The sequence below is a fragment of the Urechidicola vernalis genome, assembly GCF_031846385.1.
In the GTDB taxonomy this organism is placed as follows: domain Bacteria; phylum Bacteroidota; class Bacteroidia; order Flavobacteriales; family Flavobacteriaceae; genus Urechidicola; species Urechidicola vernalis.
Genome location: NZ_JAVRHV010000001.1, coordinates 802,219 through 818,559, shown reverse-complemented (window position 1 = coordinate 818,559; position 16,341 = coordinate 802,219). Strand labels below are relative to the sequence as shown.

At 33.8% G+C, this 16,341-nt stretch carries 12 protein-coding genes; 4 read left to right on the top strand and 8 right to left on the bottom strand.

Annotated elements, in window-relative coordinates:
• Positions 1-42: 42 nt before the first annotated feature.
• The 4 genes from secA to RM519_RS03610 form a co-directional block, all read right to left on the bottom strand.
• Positions 43-3,378 carry a preprotein translocase subunit SecA gene (gene secA / locus RM519_RS03625; protein WP_311592178.1) on the bottom strand — a complete coding sequence of 1,112 codons (3,336 nt, stop codon included), beginning with the start codon at positions 3,376-3,378 and terminating at the stop codon, positions 43-45.
• An 86-nt stretch (positions 3,379-3,464) separates the two neighbouring features.
• Positions 3,465-3,686 (bottom strand): DUF2795 domain-containing protein, encoded by a 222-nt coding sequence (locus tag RM519_RS03620; protein WP_311592177.1) that lies wholly within the window; start codon positions 3,684-3,686, stop codon positions 3,465-3,467.
• Positions 3,687-3,774: 88 nt separating this feature from the next.
• Positions 3,775-4,350 (bottom strand): cob(I)yrinic acid a,c-diamide adenosyltransferase, encoded by a 576-nt coding sequence (locus tag RM519_RS03615; RefSeq protein WP_311592176.1) that lies wholly within the window; start codon positions 4,348-4,350, stop codon positions 3,775-3,777.
• Positions 4,351-4,362: 12 nt separating this feature from the next.
• The gene (locus tag RM519_RS03610; RefSeq protein WP_311592175.1) at positions 4,363-5,139 is read right to left on the bottom strand and encodes an O-methyltransferase; all 777 of its coding nucleotides are present in this window, start codon (positions 5,137-5,139) and stop codon (positions 4,363-4,365) included.
• Positions 5,140-5,269: 130 nt separating this feature from the next.
• Between RM519_RS03610 and RM519_RS03605 the strand changes: the two genes are divergently transcribed.
• The 4 genes from RM519_RS03605 to RM519_RS03590 are packed head-to-tail and all read left to right on the top strand — an operon-like array spanning position 5,270 to position 10,099.
• Positions 5,270-6,034, top strand: coding sequence for a polysaccharide biosynthesis/export family protein (locus tag RM519_RS03605; protein ID WP_311592174.1), 765 nt, complete (start codon positions 5,270-5,272; stop codon positions 6,032-6,034).
• A gap of 4 nt (positions 6,035-6,038) precedes the next feature.
• A complete protein-coding gene (locus RM519_RS03600; RefSeq protein WP_311592173.1) occupies positions 6,039-8,498 on the top strand; it encodes a polysaccharide biosynthesis tyrosine autokinase in 2,460 nt (819 codons plus the stop codon).
• 3 nt (positions 8,499-8,501) lie between these two features.
• On the top strand, positions 8,502-9,515 hold the full coding sequence (locus tag RM519_RS03595; protein WP_311592172.1) for a Gfo/Idh/MocA family protein: 1,014 nt from the start codon (positions 8,502-8,504) through the stop codon (positions 9,513-9,515).
• Positions 9,515-10,099: a sugar transferase gene (locus RM519_RS03590; protein WP_311592171.1), complete on the top strand. Its 585-nt coding sequence runs from the start codon at positions 9,515-9,517 to the stop codon at positions 10,097-10,099. The genes RM519_RS03595 and RM519_RS03590 overlap by 1 nt, the downstream gene beginning before the upstream one ends.
• Here RM519_RS03590 and hutI read toward each other — a convergent pair.
• The 4 genes from hutI to RM519_RS03570 all read right to left on the bottom strand — a co-directional run bounded on the left by hutI (position 10,080) and on the right by RM519_RS03570 (position 16,233).
• Complete coding sequence (hutI, locus tag RM519_RS03585) at positions 10,080-11,315, bottom strand: imidazolonepropionase (RefSeq protein WP_311592170.1); 1,236 nt, start codon at positions 11,313-11,315, stop codon at positions 10,080-10,082. The two genes, RM519_RS03590 and hutI, sit on opposite strands and share 20 nt — an antisense overlap.
• A gap of 81 nt (positions 11,316-11,396) precedes the next feature.
• Positions 11,397-12,794 (bottom strand): class II fumarate hydratase, encoded by a 1,398-nt coding sequence (gene fumC / locus RM519_RS03580; protein ID WP_311592169.1) that lies wholly within the window; start codon positions 12,792-12,794, stop codon positions 11,397-11,399.
• Between the two features lie 357 nt (positions 12,795-13,151).
• Positions 13,152-13,589, bottom strand: coding sequence for an SRPBCC family protein (locus tag RM519_RS03575; RefSeq protein ID WP_311592168.1), 438 nt, complete (start codon positions 13,587-13,589; stop codon positions 13,152-13,154).
• A gap of 109 nt (positions 13,590-13,698) precedes the next feature.
• Positions 13,699-16,233, bottom strand: a complete 2,535-nt coding sequence (locus tag RM519_RS03570; RefSeq protein ID WP_311592167.1) for an ATP-dependent Clp protease ATP-binding subunit — start codon at positions 16,231-16,233, stop codon at positions 13,699-13,701.
• Positions 16,234-16,341 lie beyond the last annotated feature (108 nt).

The following is a 16,341-nucleotide window of genomic DNA, read 5'->3' as shown; positions in this document are numbered from 1 at the left end:
AGGCTCAACGTTAGTTGAGCCTTTTTTAATATCTAATTAGTACTAATCCTCAGTAAGGACCCATTCTCCTTTTTCTATTAAAGGTATGGCCTGTTTGTACTTCACTTGTTTGTTCTCTCCACTCATTACGTTTTTAATCGTAACTCTATCGTTTCTGCCTATTTTACGTTCTGTTCTTACAAAAGTTTCAACTGGTTTTCGCGCTTGAGTTTGGTTAGTACTAGTTTCTTGACCATCGCTATAATCCTCTTTGGTTAACTGAACATTTTCTCTTTTACGCTCTCTTGCTTGAGAAACTTCGTTTGCATTTCTAGATGGTAAATCTCCTTTAAATAAGAATGATAACACCTCTTTATTAACCTTGTTCAACATTTTGTTAAACAACTCAAACGACTCGAATTTGTAAATTAATAACGGATCCTTTTGCTCATATTGCGCATTTCTAACGGATTGTTTTAATTCATCCATTTGTCGTAAATGATCTTTCCAAGTATCATCAATAATTGCCAGTGCAACATTTTTTTCAAAATCTTGGACTAAGACTTTTCCTTTAGATTCGTAGGCATCTTTTAAATTGGTAACTACTTGAATCGTTTTTACGCCGTTTGTAAATGGAACAACTATTCGTTCGTATTGTTCGCTTTGCTTTTCATATACATCCTTAATAACCGGATAAGTGGCAGCTGCGCTACGCTCAATTTTATTTTGATAGTTTTTGTAAACGGTATCAAATAAGCCATCAGTTAATTCTTCAGCGGTTTTGCTCTTAAATTCTTCTTCTGTAAATGGTGATGACATCGAAGAAAAACGAATCAACTCAAACTCAAAATTATTGTAATCGTTATTCGGTTTGTTTTCAGCGATTAAATTTGCGCATGTATCAAAGACCATGTTCACAATATCTACTTGTAAACGCTCTCCGTACAAGGCATGACGACGTCTTTTATACACAACCTCACGCTGAGAATTCATTACATCATCATATTCTAACAAGTTCTTACGAACTCCAAAGTTGTTTTCTTCTACCTTCTTTTGCGCTCTTTCAATAGATTTTGAAATCATAGAATGCTGAATCACTTCGCCTTCACCTAATCCCATTCTATCCATCATCTTGGCTACACGTTCACTGTTAAATAAACGCATTAAGTTGTCTTCTAAAGAAACATAGAATTGCGATGAACCAACATCTCCTTGACGACCAGCACGACCTCTTAACTGTCTGTCTACACGACGAGAATCATGACGTTCTGTACCAATAATGGCTAAACCTCCTGCGGCTAAAACGTCATCACTTAATTTAATATCGGTTCCACGACCGGCCATGTTTGTGGCAATAGTTACAACTCCTGGGTTTCCTGCTTCTGCTACAATATCTGCTTCTTTTTTATGCAGTTTTGCATTCAATACATTATGCTTAATCTTACGCATTGCTAACATACGACCTAATAACTCAGAAATTTCAACTGAAGTTGTACCGACAAGTACAGGTCTTCCGTCTGCTACTAAGTTTGTAACTTCATCAATTACAGCATTGTATTTTTCACGAGCGGTTTTATAAACTTTGTCATCTCTATCATCTCTAGCTAAAGGTTTGTTTGTAGGAATTTCAATAACATCTAATTTATAGATTTCCCAAAACTCACCCGCCTCTGTAATTGCGGTACCCGTCATACCAGACAGTTTACGATACATTCTAAAGTAGTTCTGTAATGTAACCGTAGCGTATGTTTGTGTAGCGGCTTCAATTTTTACATTCTCTTTTGCTTCTAACGCTTGGTGTAACCCATCAGAATAACGACGACCATCCATAATACGACCAGTTTGCTCATCAACAATCATGATCTTATCGTTCATTACCACATACTCTACATCCTTTTCGAAAAGGGTATAGGCTTTCAATAACTGGTTCATGGTGTGAATTCGCTCACTCTTAACACCAAAATCTTGGTATAAAATTTCTTTGCGTTTGGTTAATTCTTCCTTTGATAAATCTTCAGATTCTAGTTTCCCAACTTCCATACCAATATCTGGCATCACAAAGAATTCTTCATCATTATGGTCTGAAGATAAATGGGCTATCCCTTTCTCTGTTAATTCAATCTGATTGTTTTTTTCATCGATGGTAAAATATAAAACTTCATCAACCTTTGGCATTTCACGGTTGTTGTCTGCCATATAAGTATTCTCCGTTTTTTGAAGAATTTGCTTTACACCTTCTTGACTTAAAAATTTTATAAGAGCCTTATTTTTTGGCAAACCTCTGTATACTCGTAGTAATTGGAATCCACCTTCTTTAGTGTCTCCTGCAGCGATTAACTTTTTTGCTTCTGATAAAACCCCAACCAAATACTTGCGTTGAATTTCTACAATTTTATCTACACTAGGTTTTAATTCATTAAATTCATGACGATCTCCTTGTGGCGTAGCACCGGAAATAATTAACGGTGTTCTTGCATCATCAATCAATACAGAATCGACCTCATCTACAATTGCATAGTTATGCGGGCGTTGTACCAAATCTTTAGGCGAGTGTGCCATGTTATCACGCAAATAATCAAAACCAAATTCATTATTTGTTCCATAAGTAATATCCGCATTGTATGCTTTTCTTCTGGCATCTGAATTTGGCTGGTGATAATCGATGCAATCTATAGAGAATCCATGGAACTCAAATATTGGAGCCATCCATGCGGCATCACGTTTTGCTAAATAATCGTTTACTGTTACAACATGCACTCCGTTACCGGTCAAAGCATTTAAATAAATTGGAAGTGTTGCAACTAAGGTTTTTCCTTCCCCAGTCATCATTTCTGCAATTTTACCTTGGTGCAATACAGAACCACCAATTAACTGCACATCATAATGAATCATGTCCCAGGTGATTTGTTTACCAGTAGCATCCCAAGAATTATAATAGATTGCTTTATCTCCATCCAACTCAACATTATCTTTTAAACCAGATAATTCTCTATCGTATGAAGTCGCAATTACAGAAATTGTTTCATTCAAGGTAAATCGTCTTGCAGTTTCTTTGACCAAGGCAAATGCTTCAGGAAGTATTTCTTGCAATACTTTTTCCGATGCATTGTATTCATCATCTCTTAAGGAATCAATTTCCTTATAAATTTCTTCTTTACGGTCTATATTTGCTGCTTCAATTTCTGTGTTTAATTCAGAAATTTTATCACTAATGGATTGTGTTCCATCTTTAATTCTTTGCTTAAATTCTAAAGTTTTAGAACGTAATTCATCATTTGAAAGCGCTTTTATACTGCTTTCAAACGCAACTACTTTTTCTACTATAGGGAGTAATGTTTTAAGATCCTTCTTGCTTTTATCTCCTACAAAAATCTTTAAAACAGAATTTAATATACTCATAATTTTATGGTGTGTTTTATGCGCTCAAATTTAAGCAAAAAAAAAGCCTCTAATGAGACTTTTATATGTTAATTTTAATCGAAAATTTAGTATTCTTCCTCATTCCAAAGATAATCTTCTTCGGTTGGATAATCAGGCCAAATTTCAATAATAGAATCGTAAGAATCTCCTTCATCCTCAATATCTTGAAGATTTTCTGCAACTTCTAAAGGAGCTCCAGTTCTAATTGCATAATCAATTAGTTCGTCCTTAGTTGCTGGCCACGGTGCATCTGCTAAATAAGATGCTAATTCTAAAGTCCAGTACATATAAAAGTGGTTTTATTTTTTTGCAAAAATAATTTTTTTACTTATAAAGTCAAGCGTTTTGTTATTTTTTTTCAATAATATAAAGAACTTATGATTTTTTTGAGGGAATCCATGGGGTTTCCTCAATGTTGTTTTCATAAGTCAATTTCCGTGCCAGCACAAATAAATAGTCAGAAAGTCTGTTTTGATAGGTTAAAACAATCGGATCTATCTCTTCTCTTTCACTTAATGCTACACTAATACGTTCTGCTCTTCTGCAAACACAACGAGCAATGTGACAATTTGACACCAGCACAGATCCGCCTGGTAAAACAAAATATTTCATTTCTGGAATGGATTCATTCATTTGATCCATAGATGCTTCTAATAAAAGAACATCATCCAAAGTAATTTTTGGAATATTGAGGCGTTCTTTACCGCTTTTAAGAATTTCTTTTTCTTTTGGAGTCGCAAGCATTGCACCTAAGGTAAATAAGTCATTCTGAATCTTCAGTAGTTCCAGTAAAACTAACTCATCAATTATTTGGGCTTTTAAAAGTCCTAGATGAGCATTTAATTCATCAATGGTTCCATAAGCTTCAATTCTAAGGTCATACTTTGATACCCTTGTTCCTCCATAAAGTCCTGTGCTACCTTTATCGCCAGTTTTGGTGTAAATTTTCATAAAGTGAAATTACTAAATTCTTATTACAAAGTGTTCCTTAACTTGTTCTTTTCTAAAAAATACGAATCCCCAAAAATAACTATCGATAGTCACTGTAACTTTGGGGTGGTTCTTTATATATTCCCATGCCTCTTGCATTTCTTCAGACCAATGAATGTCATCAAAAATAAAAACAGATTCGTTATGAACGTTACCTAGGCATTCTTCAAAATATAGAATGGTGGGCTCTTTTTGATGGTTTCCGTCGAAGTAAATTAAGTCAAAATTCTTTTGATTTAAGGTATCTTTTAAAGTGTTTTTAAAATCTCCAATTTTTACTTCTACGTTATGAAAGTTATGTTTTTTTAATTGCTGAATTGCGACATTGGCCGTACTTGGGCAACCTTCTAAACTAATGATATTGGCGTTATTTTTACCAAGTGCTAGACTTGCAGTACCTATTCCTAAAGAAGTCCCAATTTCTAGAATGTTCTTCGGTTTAAAATATTCTGTAAATCGAATCAATAATTCCGATCTTTTTTTTGAGATTCCAGCCACTTTGGCAATTTTGTTAACTGCTCTTTTGTTTGATTTAAATACCCGAGAACCTTTTCCAAAATCCGTGACTGAAATAATGCATGTATTTGAATCTAATTCTTTTCGATAAATTGAAATTTTATCTTTAATATGAGACGTTGTTTTGGTATAAAAGCACTTTGTAGTTAAATCAAAAACAAAGGGAGAGTGCACCCCATGTTGATTGGTAGATTTTGATAGAAATTTGAGGAAAGATTTTATTTGAAAAAGCATGTGATTTATTTCATGGCGAAATTAAGGTAAAAATTATTTTTATAGTTCTTAAAAAATTATATTTGCCATTAACTGAGATTAATGTAATTTTAGTTAATCGATTAAAACCCTATTAATTAACTCAAATTTAATGAAGAAAAATATAGTTTATCTGTTGATAATTATGAGTTTGTCTTCTTGTTTGTCTTTAAAAAAGACAACATACTTTCAAGGTGAACCTTCCGAAAAATCTGAAATGTATAAGTTCAATAATGAGCCATATAGGGTTCAAGTGAATGATGTTTTATCTGTAGAAATTGTTTCTGAAAACCCAGACTTAGTTTCACTATTTGGAACTAGTGAAGAAGGATCTGGTGGGAATTTATATTTTGATGGTTATACGGTTGATAGACATGGGAATATTCGAATTCCGTATATAAATGAAGTCAATGTATTGGGGTATACTGAAAAGGAGATACGAGAAAAGATTGAGATGGAATTAAAAAAGTTTATTAAAAACGCAGAAACATTTTTTGTAAAAGTTAAATTATCAGGAATTCAGTTTTTAGTTAATGGAGAAGTCAATTCACCTGGAACGATAAATCTGATGCAGAATCAAGTTTCAATAATTGATGCGATTGCCAGTGCTGGAGAAATTGCAGACTTTGGAAATAGGCAAGAAGTTCAAATATATAGGAAAACATTAAATGGTGTAGAGCGGTATACTGTTGATTTAACTGATGTTGCAATATTTGACTCTGAACATTACTATATAAAGCCAAATGATATTATTTACGTACCTCCTTTACAACGAAAGAATTGGGGGATTGGAACAACAGGTTTATCTACCTTTACAACAATTGCTTCCATATTTGCTGTTTTAACGAGTACTATTCTTTTAATCGATAATTTGTAATGGTATGGATCAGGAGTTTAAAATTTTAAATACTCAAACTGAAAATATCCGAGAAAACTTATCGGATATAAAAGGGTATGTATTTAGAGTATTGTCTAATTGGAAATGGTTTTTGGTCACAATTCCAATTGCATTAGTTGTTGCTTATTATGTAAATTTATCTACGGAGCGAATCTATGGTTTGCACGCGACAATTGCTGTTAAAGAGAAGCAAAATTCCTTATTTTCTACAGGTACTAATATTGCTTTTAATTGGGGGGGTGTTAGTGATAAAGTAGAGTCAATAAGAAGATTATTGTCTTCTAGATCACACAATGAAAAAGTGGTTAAGGAGTTAGAATTTTATATTAGTTATCTAAAAGAAGGACGATTTCGAATAGAAGATACATATGGCGCTACGCCATTTAAAGTTAAACTGAAGCCGAATCAGTTTCAATTGTTAAATACTTTAATAAATATTGATTTTTTAGATAATGATACATTTAGGCTATCTGTAGATTTTGAGGAAAAAACTCAGGTAAAAATTGTAAATTATGATGACGAACTGGTGTATGTTCATGATGTTGTGTCACAACAATTTAGTAAGCAATTTAAATTAGGAGAAGCAATTAGTTTACCGTTTTTAAATTTAACATTAGATCCAATAGAAGGGTTGGGTAACAGTGCAGGAAAGTCATTTTTAATAAGGTTTGAGTCTCTTGATGCAGTCGTGGGAAGGTATCGATCTGTAAGAGCTAATTCGGTGCCTAATACATCGCTATTGAATGTTACCTTAATGGGGGCAAACAAAGCTAGGTTGGTAGATTATTTGAATAGAACAGTAGAAGTTTTGGCGGAAGATCAGTTAAATTTAAAAACCAATTATGCAAGGCAGACTCTTAGTTTTATTGAGCAGCAATTTAAAAATACACAAGACAGTCTGAGTCTTATTGAAAACAATATAGGTCAATATAAGGAGGATAAAGGTATTTATGACCTTTCAGCAGAGGGGTCGAAGATATTTGAACGAACTACAAGTTTAGATCAAATGCAAAAAGATATAGATGATAGATTGGAATACTATTCAAATCTAGAGATATATCTTAAAAACAGTGAAGATCTTGAGAATATTCCGGCACCTGCGATTATTAATGTGGAAGATGCTGCCATTAGTCAAAGTGTAGCTAATCTTACAAGGTTGGTATCAGAAAGAGAAACACTGCAGTCGCAAGTGACTCCAAATCACCCAACATTATTAGCTCTGATTAGAGAAATTGAGAATACAAAGGTTATTTTATTCGAAAATATTTCATCCTTAAAAAAAGTATTAGAATTAAGTAGATCAAATAATAGAAAACGCATGGTGACTTATTCTGCGGAACTTAAAAAGTTGCCAGAAAAGGAACAGCAATTGCTTAACTATAGCAGAAAATACGCTATGACAGAGGCAAATTATATGTATTTAATGCAGAAGAGATATGAGGCGGATATTGCAATCGCTGCGAGTGTCTCCGATATTACAATATTGGATAGAGCGAAGGATACTGGGCAAGTTTCTACAAAACCAAGAAAATCGTTTAATTATATGGTTGGAATTTTATTGGGTACTCTATTTCCGCTTTTTGTAATTATTGCGATTGAGATTTTAGATACGAAAGTGCAAACTGTGGAGGACATTGAACGGATATCTCCAATTCCAATTTTAGGAGTGGTAGGTAGAAATACAGCCAAGAATAATTTATCTGTATTCTTAAAGCCAAAATCGGCTGTGTCGGAATCATTTAGGGCATTACGTTCTAATATTCACTTTTTATTTGATAGAGAAAAAGTGAATGAATCCAAAACAGTTATGATTACTTCTTCCATTAGCGGTGAAGGGAAAACATACGTTTCTATTAATATGGCTACAGTTTTTGCCTTGAGTGGAAAGAAAACAATTTTGGTGGGGTTAGATTTAAGGAAACCTAAAATTTTTGGGGATTTTGATATTGATAATGATGAAGGGGTTGTAAATTATTTAATTGGACAGAAGACAAAGGAAGAAATTATTTTAAATACTAAAATAGAAAATTTGGACATAATTACATCTGGACCAGTTCCTCCAAATCCTTCTGAATTGATTATGAATTCGGCTACGGATGAATTGATGGAGTATTTAAAAAAGAATTACGATTATATTATTTTAGATACACCTCCGGTTGGTTTAGTAGCGGATGCCTTTGAATTGGTGAAACATGCGGATGCTACTTTGTATGTGGTAAGGCAAGGTGTAACTCAGAAAGGTATGTTGAAAATGATTAATGATAAATATGGAAAGGTAGAGGTTCCAAACATTAGTGTTATATTGAATAATTTTAAGGTAAAGTCGAAATATGGCTACGGCTACGGCTACGGATATGGCTACGGTTACGGAAATGGCTACGGTTACGGTTACCATGTAGATGATAAATTACCTTGGTATAAAAGAATTTTTAAAAAAGCTTAGAAATTGAGTGATAAAGTAAAATTTGCAGTAGTTGGTTGTGGACATATTGGAAAGCGACATGCGGAAATGATTGATCGAAATGTGGGGGCAGAATTGGTTGCTTTAGTAGATGTTGAGTCAAAAGACAAATTAAAAATTGATCAGTTTGAAGTTCCTTTTTTTTCGAGTTTAGAAGATTTTTTGGATAATGATGTTGAGGTAGATGTTGTAACAATTGCTACTCCAAATGGACATCATGCTAGTCAGGCTATTAAAGTTTTGGAAGCAGGAAATCATGTAGTAATAGAAAAACCCATAGCTCTAACAAAGGCGGATGCTGAAAAAGTAATTTTTAAGGCACTTCATTTAGGTAAACAAGTGTTTGCCGTAATGCAAAATAGATATTCTCCACCTTCTGTATGGATAAAAGAGGTGATGGATCAAAAACGACTTGGTGCAATTTATTCCGTGCATATCAATAGTTTTTGGAATAGAGACGAACGCTATTATACGAAGGAGTCTTGGCATGGAGACAAGAGACTAGATGGGGGATCACTGTTTACTCAATTTTCTCACTTTATTGATATTATGTATTGGTTATTTGGAGATGTCACAAATATTAATTCCGTGATGCGTGATTTTAAGCATCAAAATATGACAGATTTTGAAGATACTGGTATTGTGAACTTTGAATTTGTAAATGGAGGTGTAGGAAGTTTTAATTTTTCAACAGCAGTTTGGAATAAAAACATGGAGAGCTCTATGACTATAATTGGTGAAAAAGGAGCCGTGAAAATTGGCGGTCAGTATATGAATGAAGTTGAGTATTGTCATATTAAAGATTATGATATGCCGAACTTAGAGGAAACAAACCCTGGAAATGATTACGGTACCTATAAAGGATCTGCTCAAAATCATCACTTTGTTATTCAGAATGTAATTGATGTACTTCAAAATAAAAAAGCAATTACTACCAATGCTTTAGAAGGAATGAAAATTGTTGATATTATTGAGCGCATGTATCAAAGTACCAAATAATGTTATCTGCAAAGCAACAAATACTTAAACGTGTTTTTGATATTTTGCTAGCAATAGTTCTCGTTCCTATTGTAGTTTTTCCATTAATTCTATTGTTTGTTTTTACTTCATTGGATGCGAGTTCATTCGGAATCTTTCGACAAGAGAGAGTAGGGAAGAATGCGAAGTTGTTTACTTTGTTCAAACTAAAAACGATGCGACTACTTCCAGATTCTACATTAGTAATATCTAATTTTGGAAAATTTTTACGTAGAAGTAAATTAGATGAGTTACCTCAAATATTCAATATTATTATTGGAGACATGAGCTTTGTAGGTCCAAGGCCAGATATTGTTGGTTATGCGGACAAGTTACAAGATGAAGATAGAATAATACTTTCTGTAAGGCCTGGATTAACTGGTCCTGCAACAATTAAGTTTTCTAATGAAGAAGCGTTGTTGTCTAGGCAAGAAAATCCATTAGATTATAATGATACGGTGATATGGCCTCAAAAAGTGGAAATAAATCTTGACTATGTTAGACATTGGAGTTTTATGAAAGATCTACGATATCTTTGGTTTACAATTAAACAATTACTCCATTAACCAAAACGGTGTCAATTAAATTACTTCCAAAGGCATATGGAAGAAAGCCATAACTCGGAATTTCTTTTGTAATAATAATGTTTGCATGTTTGCCTATGACGATACTTCCGTGAGTTTCTTGTATGCCCATCGCATATGCACCATTAATCGTTGCCGCGTTAATTGCTTCTTCTGGAGTTAAATTCATTTTTATGCAAGCTTCTGAAACTACTTGATTCATATTTCCAGAAGGCGTCGATCCAGGATTGTAATCTGTTGCGAGTGCAACCGGTAATCCAGATGCTATCAATTTTTTAACGGGAGTATAAGGTATACTCAGAAAATGGGAGCAAAGTGGCAAGGCCACGGGCATCGTTTTCGAATTTTTTAAACTCTGTATATCTTCATCATTTAATATTTCCAAGTGATCTACGGATAATGCGTTATTGTTCACACCTGCTTGCACACCTCCAATTGCAGTAAATTGGTTTACATGAATTTTTGGAGTTAAGTTATAGGCTTTAGCTTCTTTGAGTAATTTATTGGTGTCATCGACACTGAAATAGCCAGTTTCACAAAATACATCAATAAATTCTGCTAATTTTTCTTTAGCAACAACTGGTAAAAATTTTGAAATTACGTCATCGATATATGCTTCGGAATTTCCATTGTAATTTTTAGGAATAGCATGTGCTGCCAAATAAGTTGCTTTAATTTCAACAGGATAATTATCATTCAATTTTTGAATGACACGGAGCATTTTTAATTCAGCCTCTATAGTTAAGCCATAGCCCGATTTTATTTCAACTGCTCCTGTCCCTAGTTGAATTACTTCCTCTAACCTTTTAGCCGATTGTTTGTATAATTCTTCTTCAGAAGTAGCTTGTAAAGTTTTCGCGGAATTTAAAATTCCGCCTCCCGAAGCGGCAATTTCTTCATATGTAGCTCCGTTAACCCTTGCAACAAACTCTTGCTCTCTATTTCCGGCATACACAATATGAGTATGAGAATCGCACCAAGATGGCAGTACTATTTTTCCGGTAGCATCAATAATTTTATCTGCGTTTATTTTAGGAAGACTTTCCATAAGTCCAAAATCTGAAATGCGTCCATCTTTTATCAGGATAAAAGCATTTTTAATAGTTGGCAAAATTTTCATTTCTGCTCCTGAAACTTTAGATATATTAGATGCTCTAACCTGTAAAAGTTCTTTGATGTTAATTATTAATGTTATCATAGAAAATTGTTTGTTCAAAAGTACAAAAAAGGCGCAATGAATATTCATTACGCCTTTGATTAAGATTTGAATTGAAGTCTTTTATTTAAGACCTCCGGTCATGCCTTCTGGTTTTACCCATGCATCATAGTCTTCGGCAGAAACATAACCTAATCTAATGGCTTCTTCTTTTAAAGTAGTGCCATTCTCGTGTGCGGTATTTGCAATTTCTGCAGCTTTATAATATCCAATTTTGGTGTTTAATGCAGTAACGAGCATTAGTGAATTATTCAATAACTCTTTAATTACTTTGTGATTTGGTTCTATTCCAATAGCGCAATTATCACTAAAAGAAACACAAGCATCTCCAATTAATCGAGCAGATTGTAAAAGATTAGCCGCCATCATTGGTTTAAATACGTTTAGTTCATAATGGCCTTGAGTACCGCCAACAGTAACAGCAACGTCATTCCCCATTACTTGTGCACAAACCATCGTTAATGCTTCACATTGAGTTGGGTTTACTTTTCCAGGCATAATTGAAGATCCTGGTTCGTTTGCCGGAATAATTAACTCTCCAATTCCAGATCTAGGCCCTGATGCCATCATTCTAATATCGTTAGCAATCTTATTTAGTGAAACTGCCAATTGTTTTAATGCACCATGCGTTTCTACAATTGCATCGTGTGCCGCTAAGGCTTCAAATTTGTTTTCTGCAGTTATAAAAGGTTGCCCCGTAAATTCTGCAATGTATTTTGCAACTAACACATCATAACCGGCTGGAGTATTTAAACCAGTTCCAACAGCCGTACCACCTAATGCTAATTCTGATAAATGCTCAAGTGTGTTATTTAACGCTTTTAGCCCGTGATTTAGTTGTGATACATAGCCAGAAAACTCTTGTCCAACAGTTAATGGTGTTGCATCCATTAAATGAGTTCTTCCAATTTTCACTACATCTTTAAATGCTTCTGCTTTTTCTTTAAAAGTATCACGTAATTTTTCTACTCCAGGAATCGTAGTTTCAACCACCATTTTGTAACAAGCAATATGCATTCCGGTAGGGAAGGTGTCATTAGACGATTGAGATTTATTCACATCATCATTAGGTTGAATGGTTTTTTCTCCTTCACCAATAACTTTACCAACAATTTCATGTGCTCTGTTGGCAACAACTTCATTAACATTCATGTTACTTTGTGTTCCAGAACCAGTTTGCCAAATCACTAAAGGAAACTGATTGTCATGTTTACCTTCTAATATTTCGTCACAAACTGCCGCGATTAAATCTCTTTTTTCTGATGGTAATACACCAAGATCACAATTTGTATAGGCCGCAGCTTTCTTTAAAAAGGCGAAACCATACACTACCTCTAAAGGCATAGATGCTTCTGCACCGATTTTAAAATTGTTTCTAGAACGTTCAGTTTGTGCGCCCCAATACTTATTAGCAGGAACATTTACGGTTCCCATTGTGTCTTTTTCTATTCTGTATTCCATCTTAATTATACTAAAAAATTGTGATGCAAATTTAAGGATATTGGAATTAAAAAATTGTAAAAATCTATTGGATTAAATAAAAAATAAATAGTAATTTTGACGCATCATAAAAACGAAACAAATGGACTTTTCTCAATATTCAGGATTTTTACTTTTTTTAGGCATTTTCACGATGGGATTTTGGCTAATGATTTTCTTATTAACTTTTGTAATTCCATATTGGATTATAGGTTATTTAAGAGAAGAGTGGAAATTGAAGAAAACAGAAAAAGCGGTTATTGAAGAATAACTAATATTGAAAAATAATAATAAAAAAAAGGCTCGCAAATGCGAGCCTTTTTTTTATTTCAATTGAATTTAGTTTTTAGATTCTGCAAAATTCTTGAAGTCCTTCAGGAATTTCATTGAATATTTTTTAAAGGTTCCTGGCATAATAAGTGTCATTAACTTTACGATTCCTCTGGCATAGCATTTGTTTTCTGAAATCCACCTTGTTGTATTTTCATCAACTTCAATAAAATAGTTGTTAATATAATTTGTCATTCCTGTTGTTTTATATGATGCAGAAAATTCATCTGGGAAATTATTAACAATAATAGTTTCGACAAGTTCAAATGCTCTTTTCCCGGTTTTATATTTAAGTTCTGCTGTTGACCCGACTTCTCCTGGCACTCCGTCTAATGGTGTAAAACTTATAAAACCTTCTTGCCAGTGCTTCATGTTTTCTGGATTGTCAAAAAGATCTATAACTCTTTTTCTTGGAAGGTTTATTTCGATTTCTATCGTGTATTTCATTTGTTAATATTTTGGACGACACTAAGTTAATCATAAAAAGTGAAAGTTTATGGCATAAAAAAGCCTTCTAATTAAATCAGAAGGCCATTATTCGTTTATGATCACGTTTTTATTCCACAGGGTTCTTACCTTTTTTAATTTTTATGGAAAGTTCATTGCTCTTTTCGTCCAACTCCATAGAAATAATATCACCTTCAGAAAGTTTAGAATTTACTATTTCTTGTGCCAAAGCATCTTCTATATATTTCTGAATTGCTCTATTAAGAGGGCGTGCCCCGTACTGTTTGTCAAATCCTTTATCTGCAATAAAGTCTTTCGCCTTGTCAGATAGATTCAGCGTATAACCAAGACCTGAAATTCGTTTTAATAATTTTTCCAATTCAATATCGATAATGGCATGAATGTCATTTTTCTCTAAAGCATTGAATACAATTACATCATCAATTCTATTTAAAAACTCAGGAGCAAACGATTTCTTTAACGCGTTTTCAATAACACTCTTTGCATGAGCATCTGCTTGCTCTTTCTTCGATGCTGTTCCAAAACCTACACCAGAACCAAAGTCTTTTAATTGGCGTGAACCAATGTTTGAGGTCATAATTATAATGGTGTTCCTAAAATCAATTTTTCTTCCAAGGCTATCGGTAATGTAACCATCATCCAAAACTTGTAAAAGCATGTTAAATACATCTGGATGCGCCTTTTCAATCTCATCTAAAAGAACAACAGCATAAGGCTTGCGTCTTATTTTTTCAGTTAATTGTCCTCCCTCTTCGTATCCTACATAACCTGGAGGTGCACCAATTAACCTAGAAATCGCAAACTTCTCCATATATTCACTCATGTCAATTCTAACTAAAGCATCATCACTATCGAATAATTCTCTTGCTAAAATTTTTGCCAATTGTGTCTTTCCAACTCCTGTTTGTCCTAAGAAAATAAACGAGCCAATTGGTTTATTTGGATCTTTTAGACCAACTCTATTTCGTTGAATTGCTTTTACGACTTTTGCCACGGCCTCATCTTGTCCAATAACCTTCCCTTTAATAAGATTAGGCAATTCGCTTAAACGAGAACTTTCTGCTTCAGCCACTCTATTAACGGGAATACCCGTCATCATTGAAACAACCTCTGCAACATTATCTTCAGTTACAATTTCTCTGTTCAGTTTAGAGGCTTCCTCCCATTCTTTTTGCGCCTTTTGTAAAGTAGTTTCGATACGCTTTTCATCGTCTCTTAACTTCGCGGCTTCTTCATATTTTTGTCCGGTTACAGCACTCGTTTTATCTAAACGAACTTGTTCTAACTGACTTTCTAATTCAAGCACATCTTTAGGGACAACAATGTTGGTGATATGAATTCGAGACCCAGCTTCATCTAAGGCATCTATGGCCTTGTCCGGTAAATAACGGTCTGTCATATATCTATTTGTTAACTTAACACATGCCTCAATTGCATCATCTGTATAATCAACATTATGATGTGCTTCGTATTTGTCTTTTATATTGTGAAGGATTTCTACAGTTTCTTCAACAGATGTAGGTTCGACAATTACCTTTTGGAAACGTCTTTCTAAAGCTCCATCTTTTTCAATATTTGTTCTAAATTCATCTAATGTTGTAGCACCAATACACTGAATCTCACCTCGAGCCAATGCTGGTTTCAACATGTTAGACGCATCGAGTGAACCAGTTGCACCTCCAGCCCCAACAATGGTATGAATCTCATCAATAAATAAAATGATGTCAGAATTTTTTTCCAATTCATTCATTAAGGCTTTCATGCGTTCTTCGAACTGGCCTCTGTATTTTGTACCTGCTACCAAGCTGGCTAAATCTAGAGAAACTAATCGTTTGTTAAATAGTATTCTAGAAACCTTACGTTGCACAATTCTCAAAGCCAATCCTTCAGCAATTGCAGATTTTCCAACTCCTGGCTCTCCAATAAGCATTGGGTTATTTTTTTTACGTCGACTTAAAATTTGAGAAACACGCTCTATTTCCTTTTGTCTGCCAACTACGGGGTCTAACTTGTTTTCTTCGGCTAAGCGCGTTAAATCACGTCCAAAATTATCGAGAACAGGTGTTTTGGACTTGGCTTTGGCTTTCTCTTTCGGTTGCTGTTCAAATGGATTTGATTTTTCTTCTTCAAACTCGTCATCAGAAGGAGTTTCAGCTATTGGTATATCCGGTAAAGTTTCATCTAAAAATAATTGTTGAAAAAGTGCTTTGACTTCTTCATAATCTACTTCAAATTTTTGAAGTAATTTTGTTGTTGGGTCATTCTCGTTTCTTAAAATACACAATAATAAATGCGCCGTGTTTATAGCGTCACTTTTATATAATTTGGCTTCAAGAAATGTAGTTTTTAATGCTTTTTCTGCTTGCTTTGTTAAATGCAAGTTCTTTTTTTCGTTGCCAGATGGTACTATTGGATTAGCCGGACTTAACAACTCTATTTTATTTCTTAAATGTTCCAAATTAACACCAAGAGAATTAAGAATATCAATGGCCTTTCCATCACGTTTTCTTAACAGTCCTAAAACAAGATGTTCTGTTCCTATAAAATCATGTCCCAACCTTAATGCTTCTTCCTTGCTGTATGCAATTACATCTTTAACCTTTTGTGAAAAATTATCATCCATATACCCTCGATTTTATTGTAAATTTAATAGATTTTTTTATTTAATTATTGCAAAAACAATTCCGCTTTTAGTTAGGTACTGAAATTATGTCAGTGAAGTCCTCGGAAC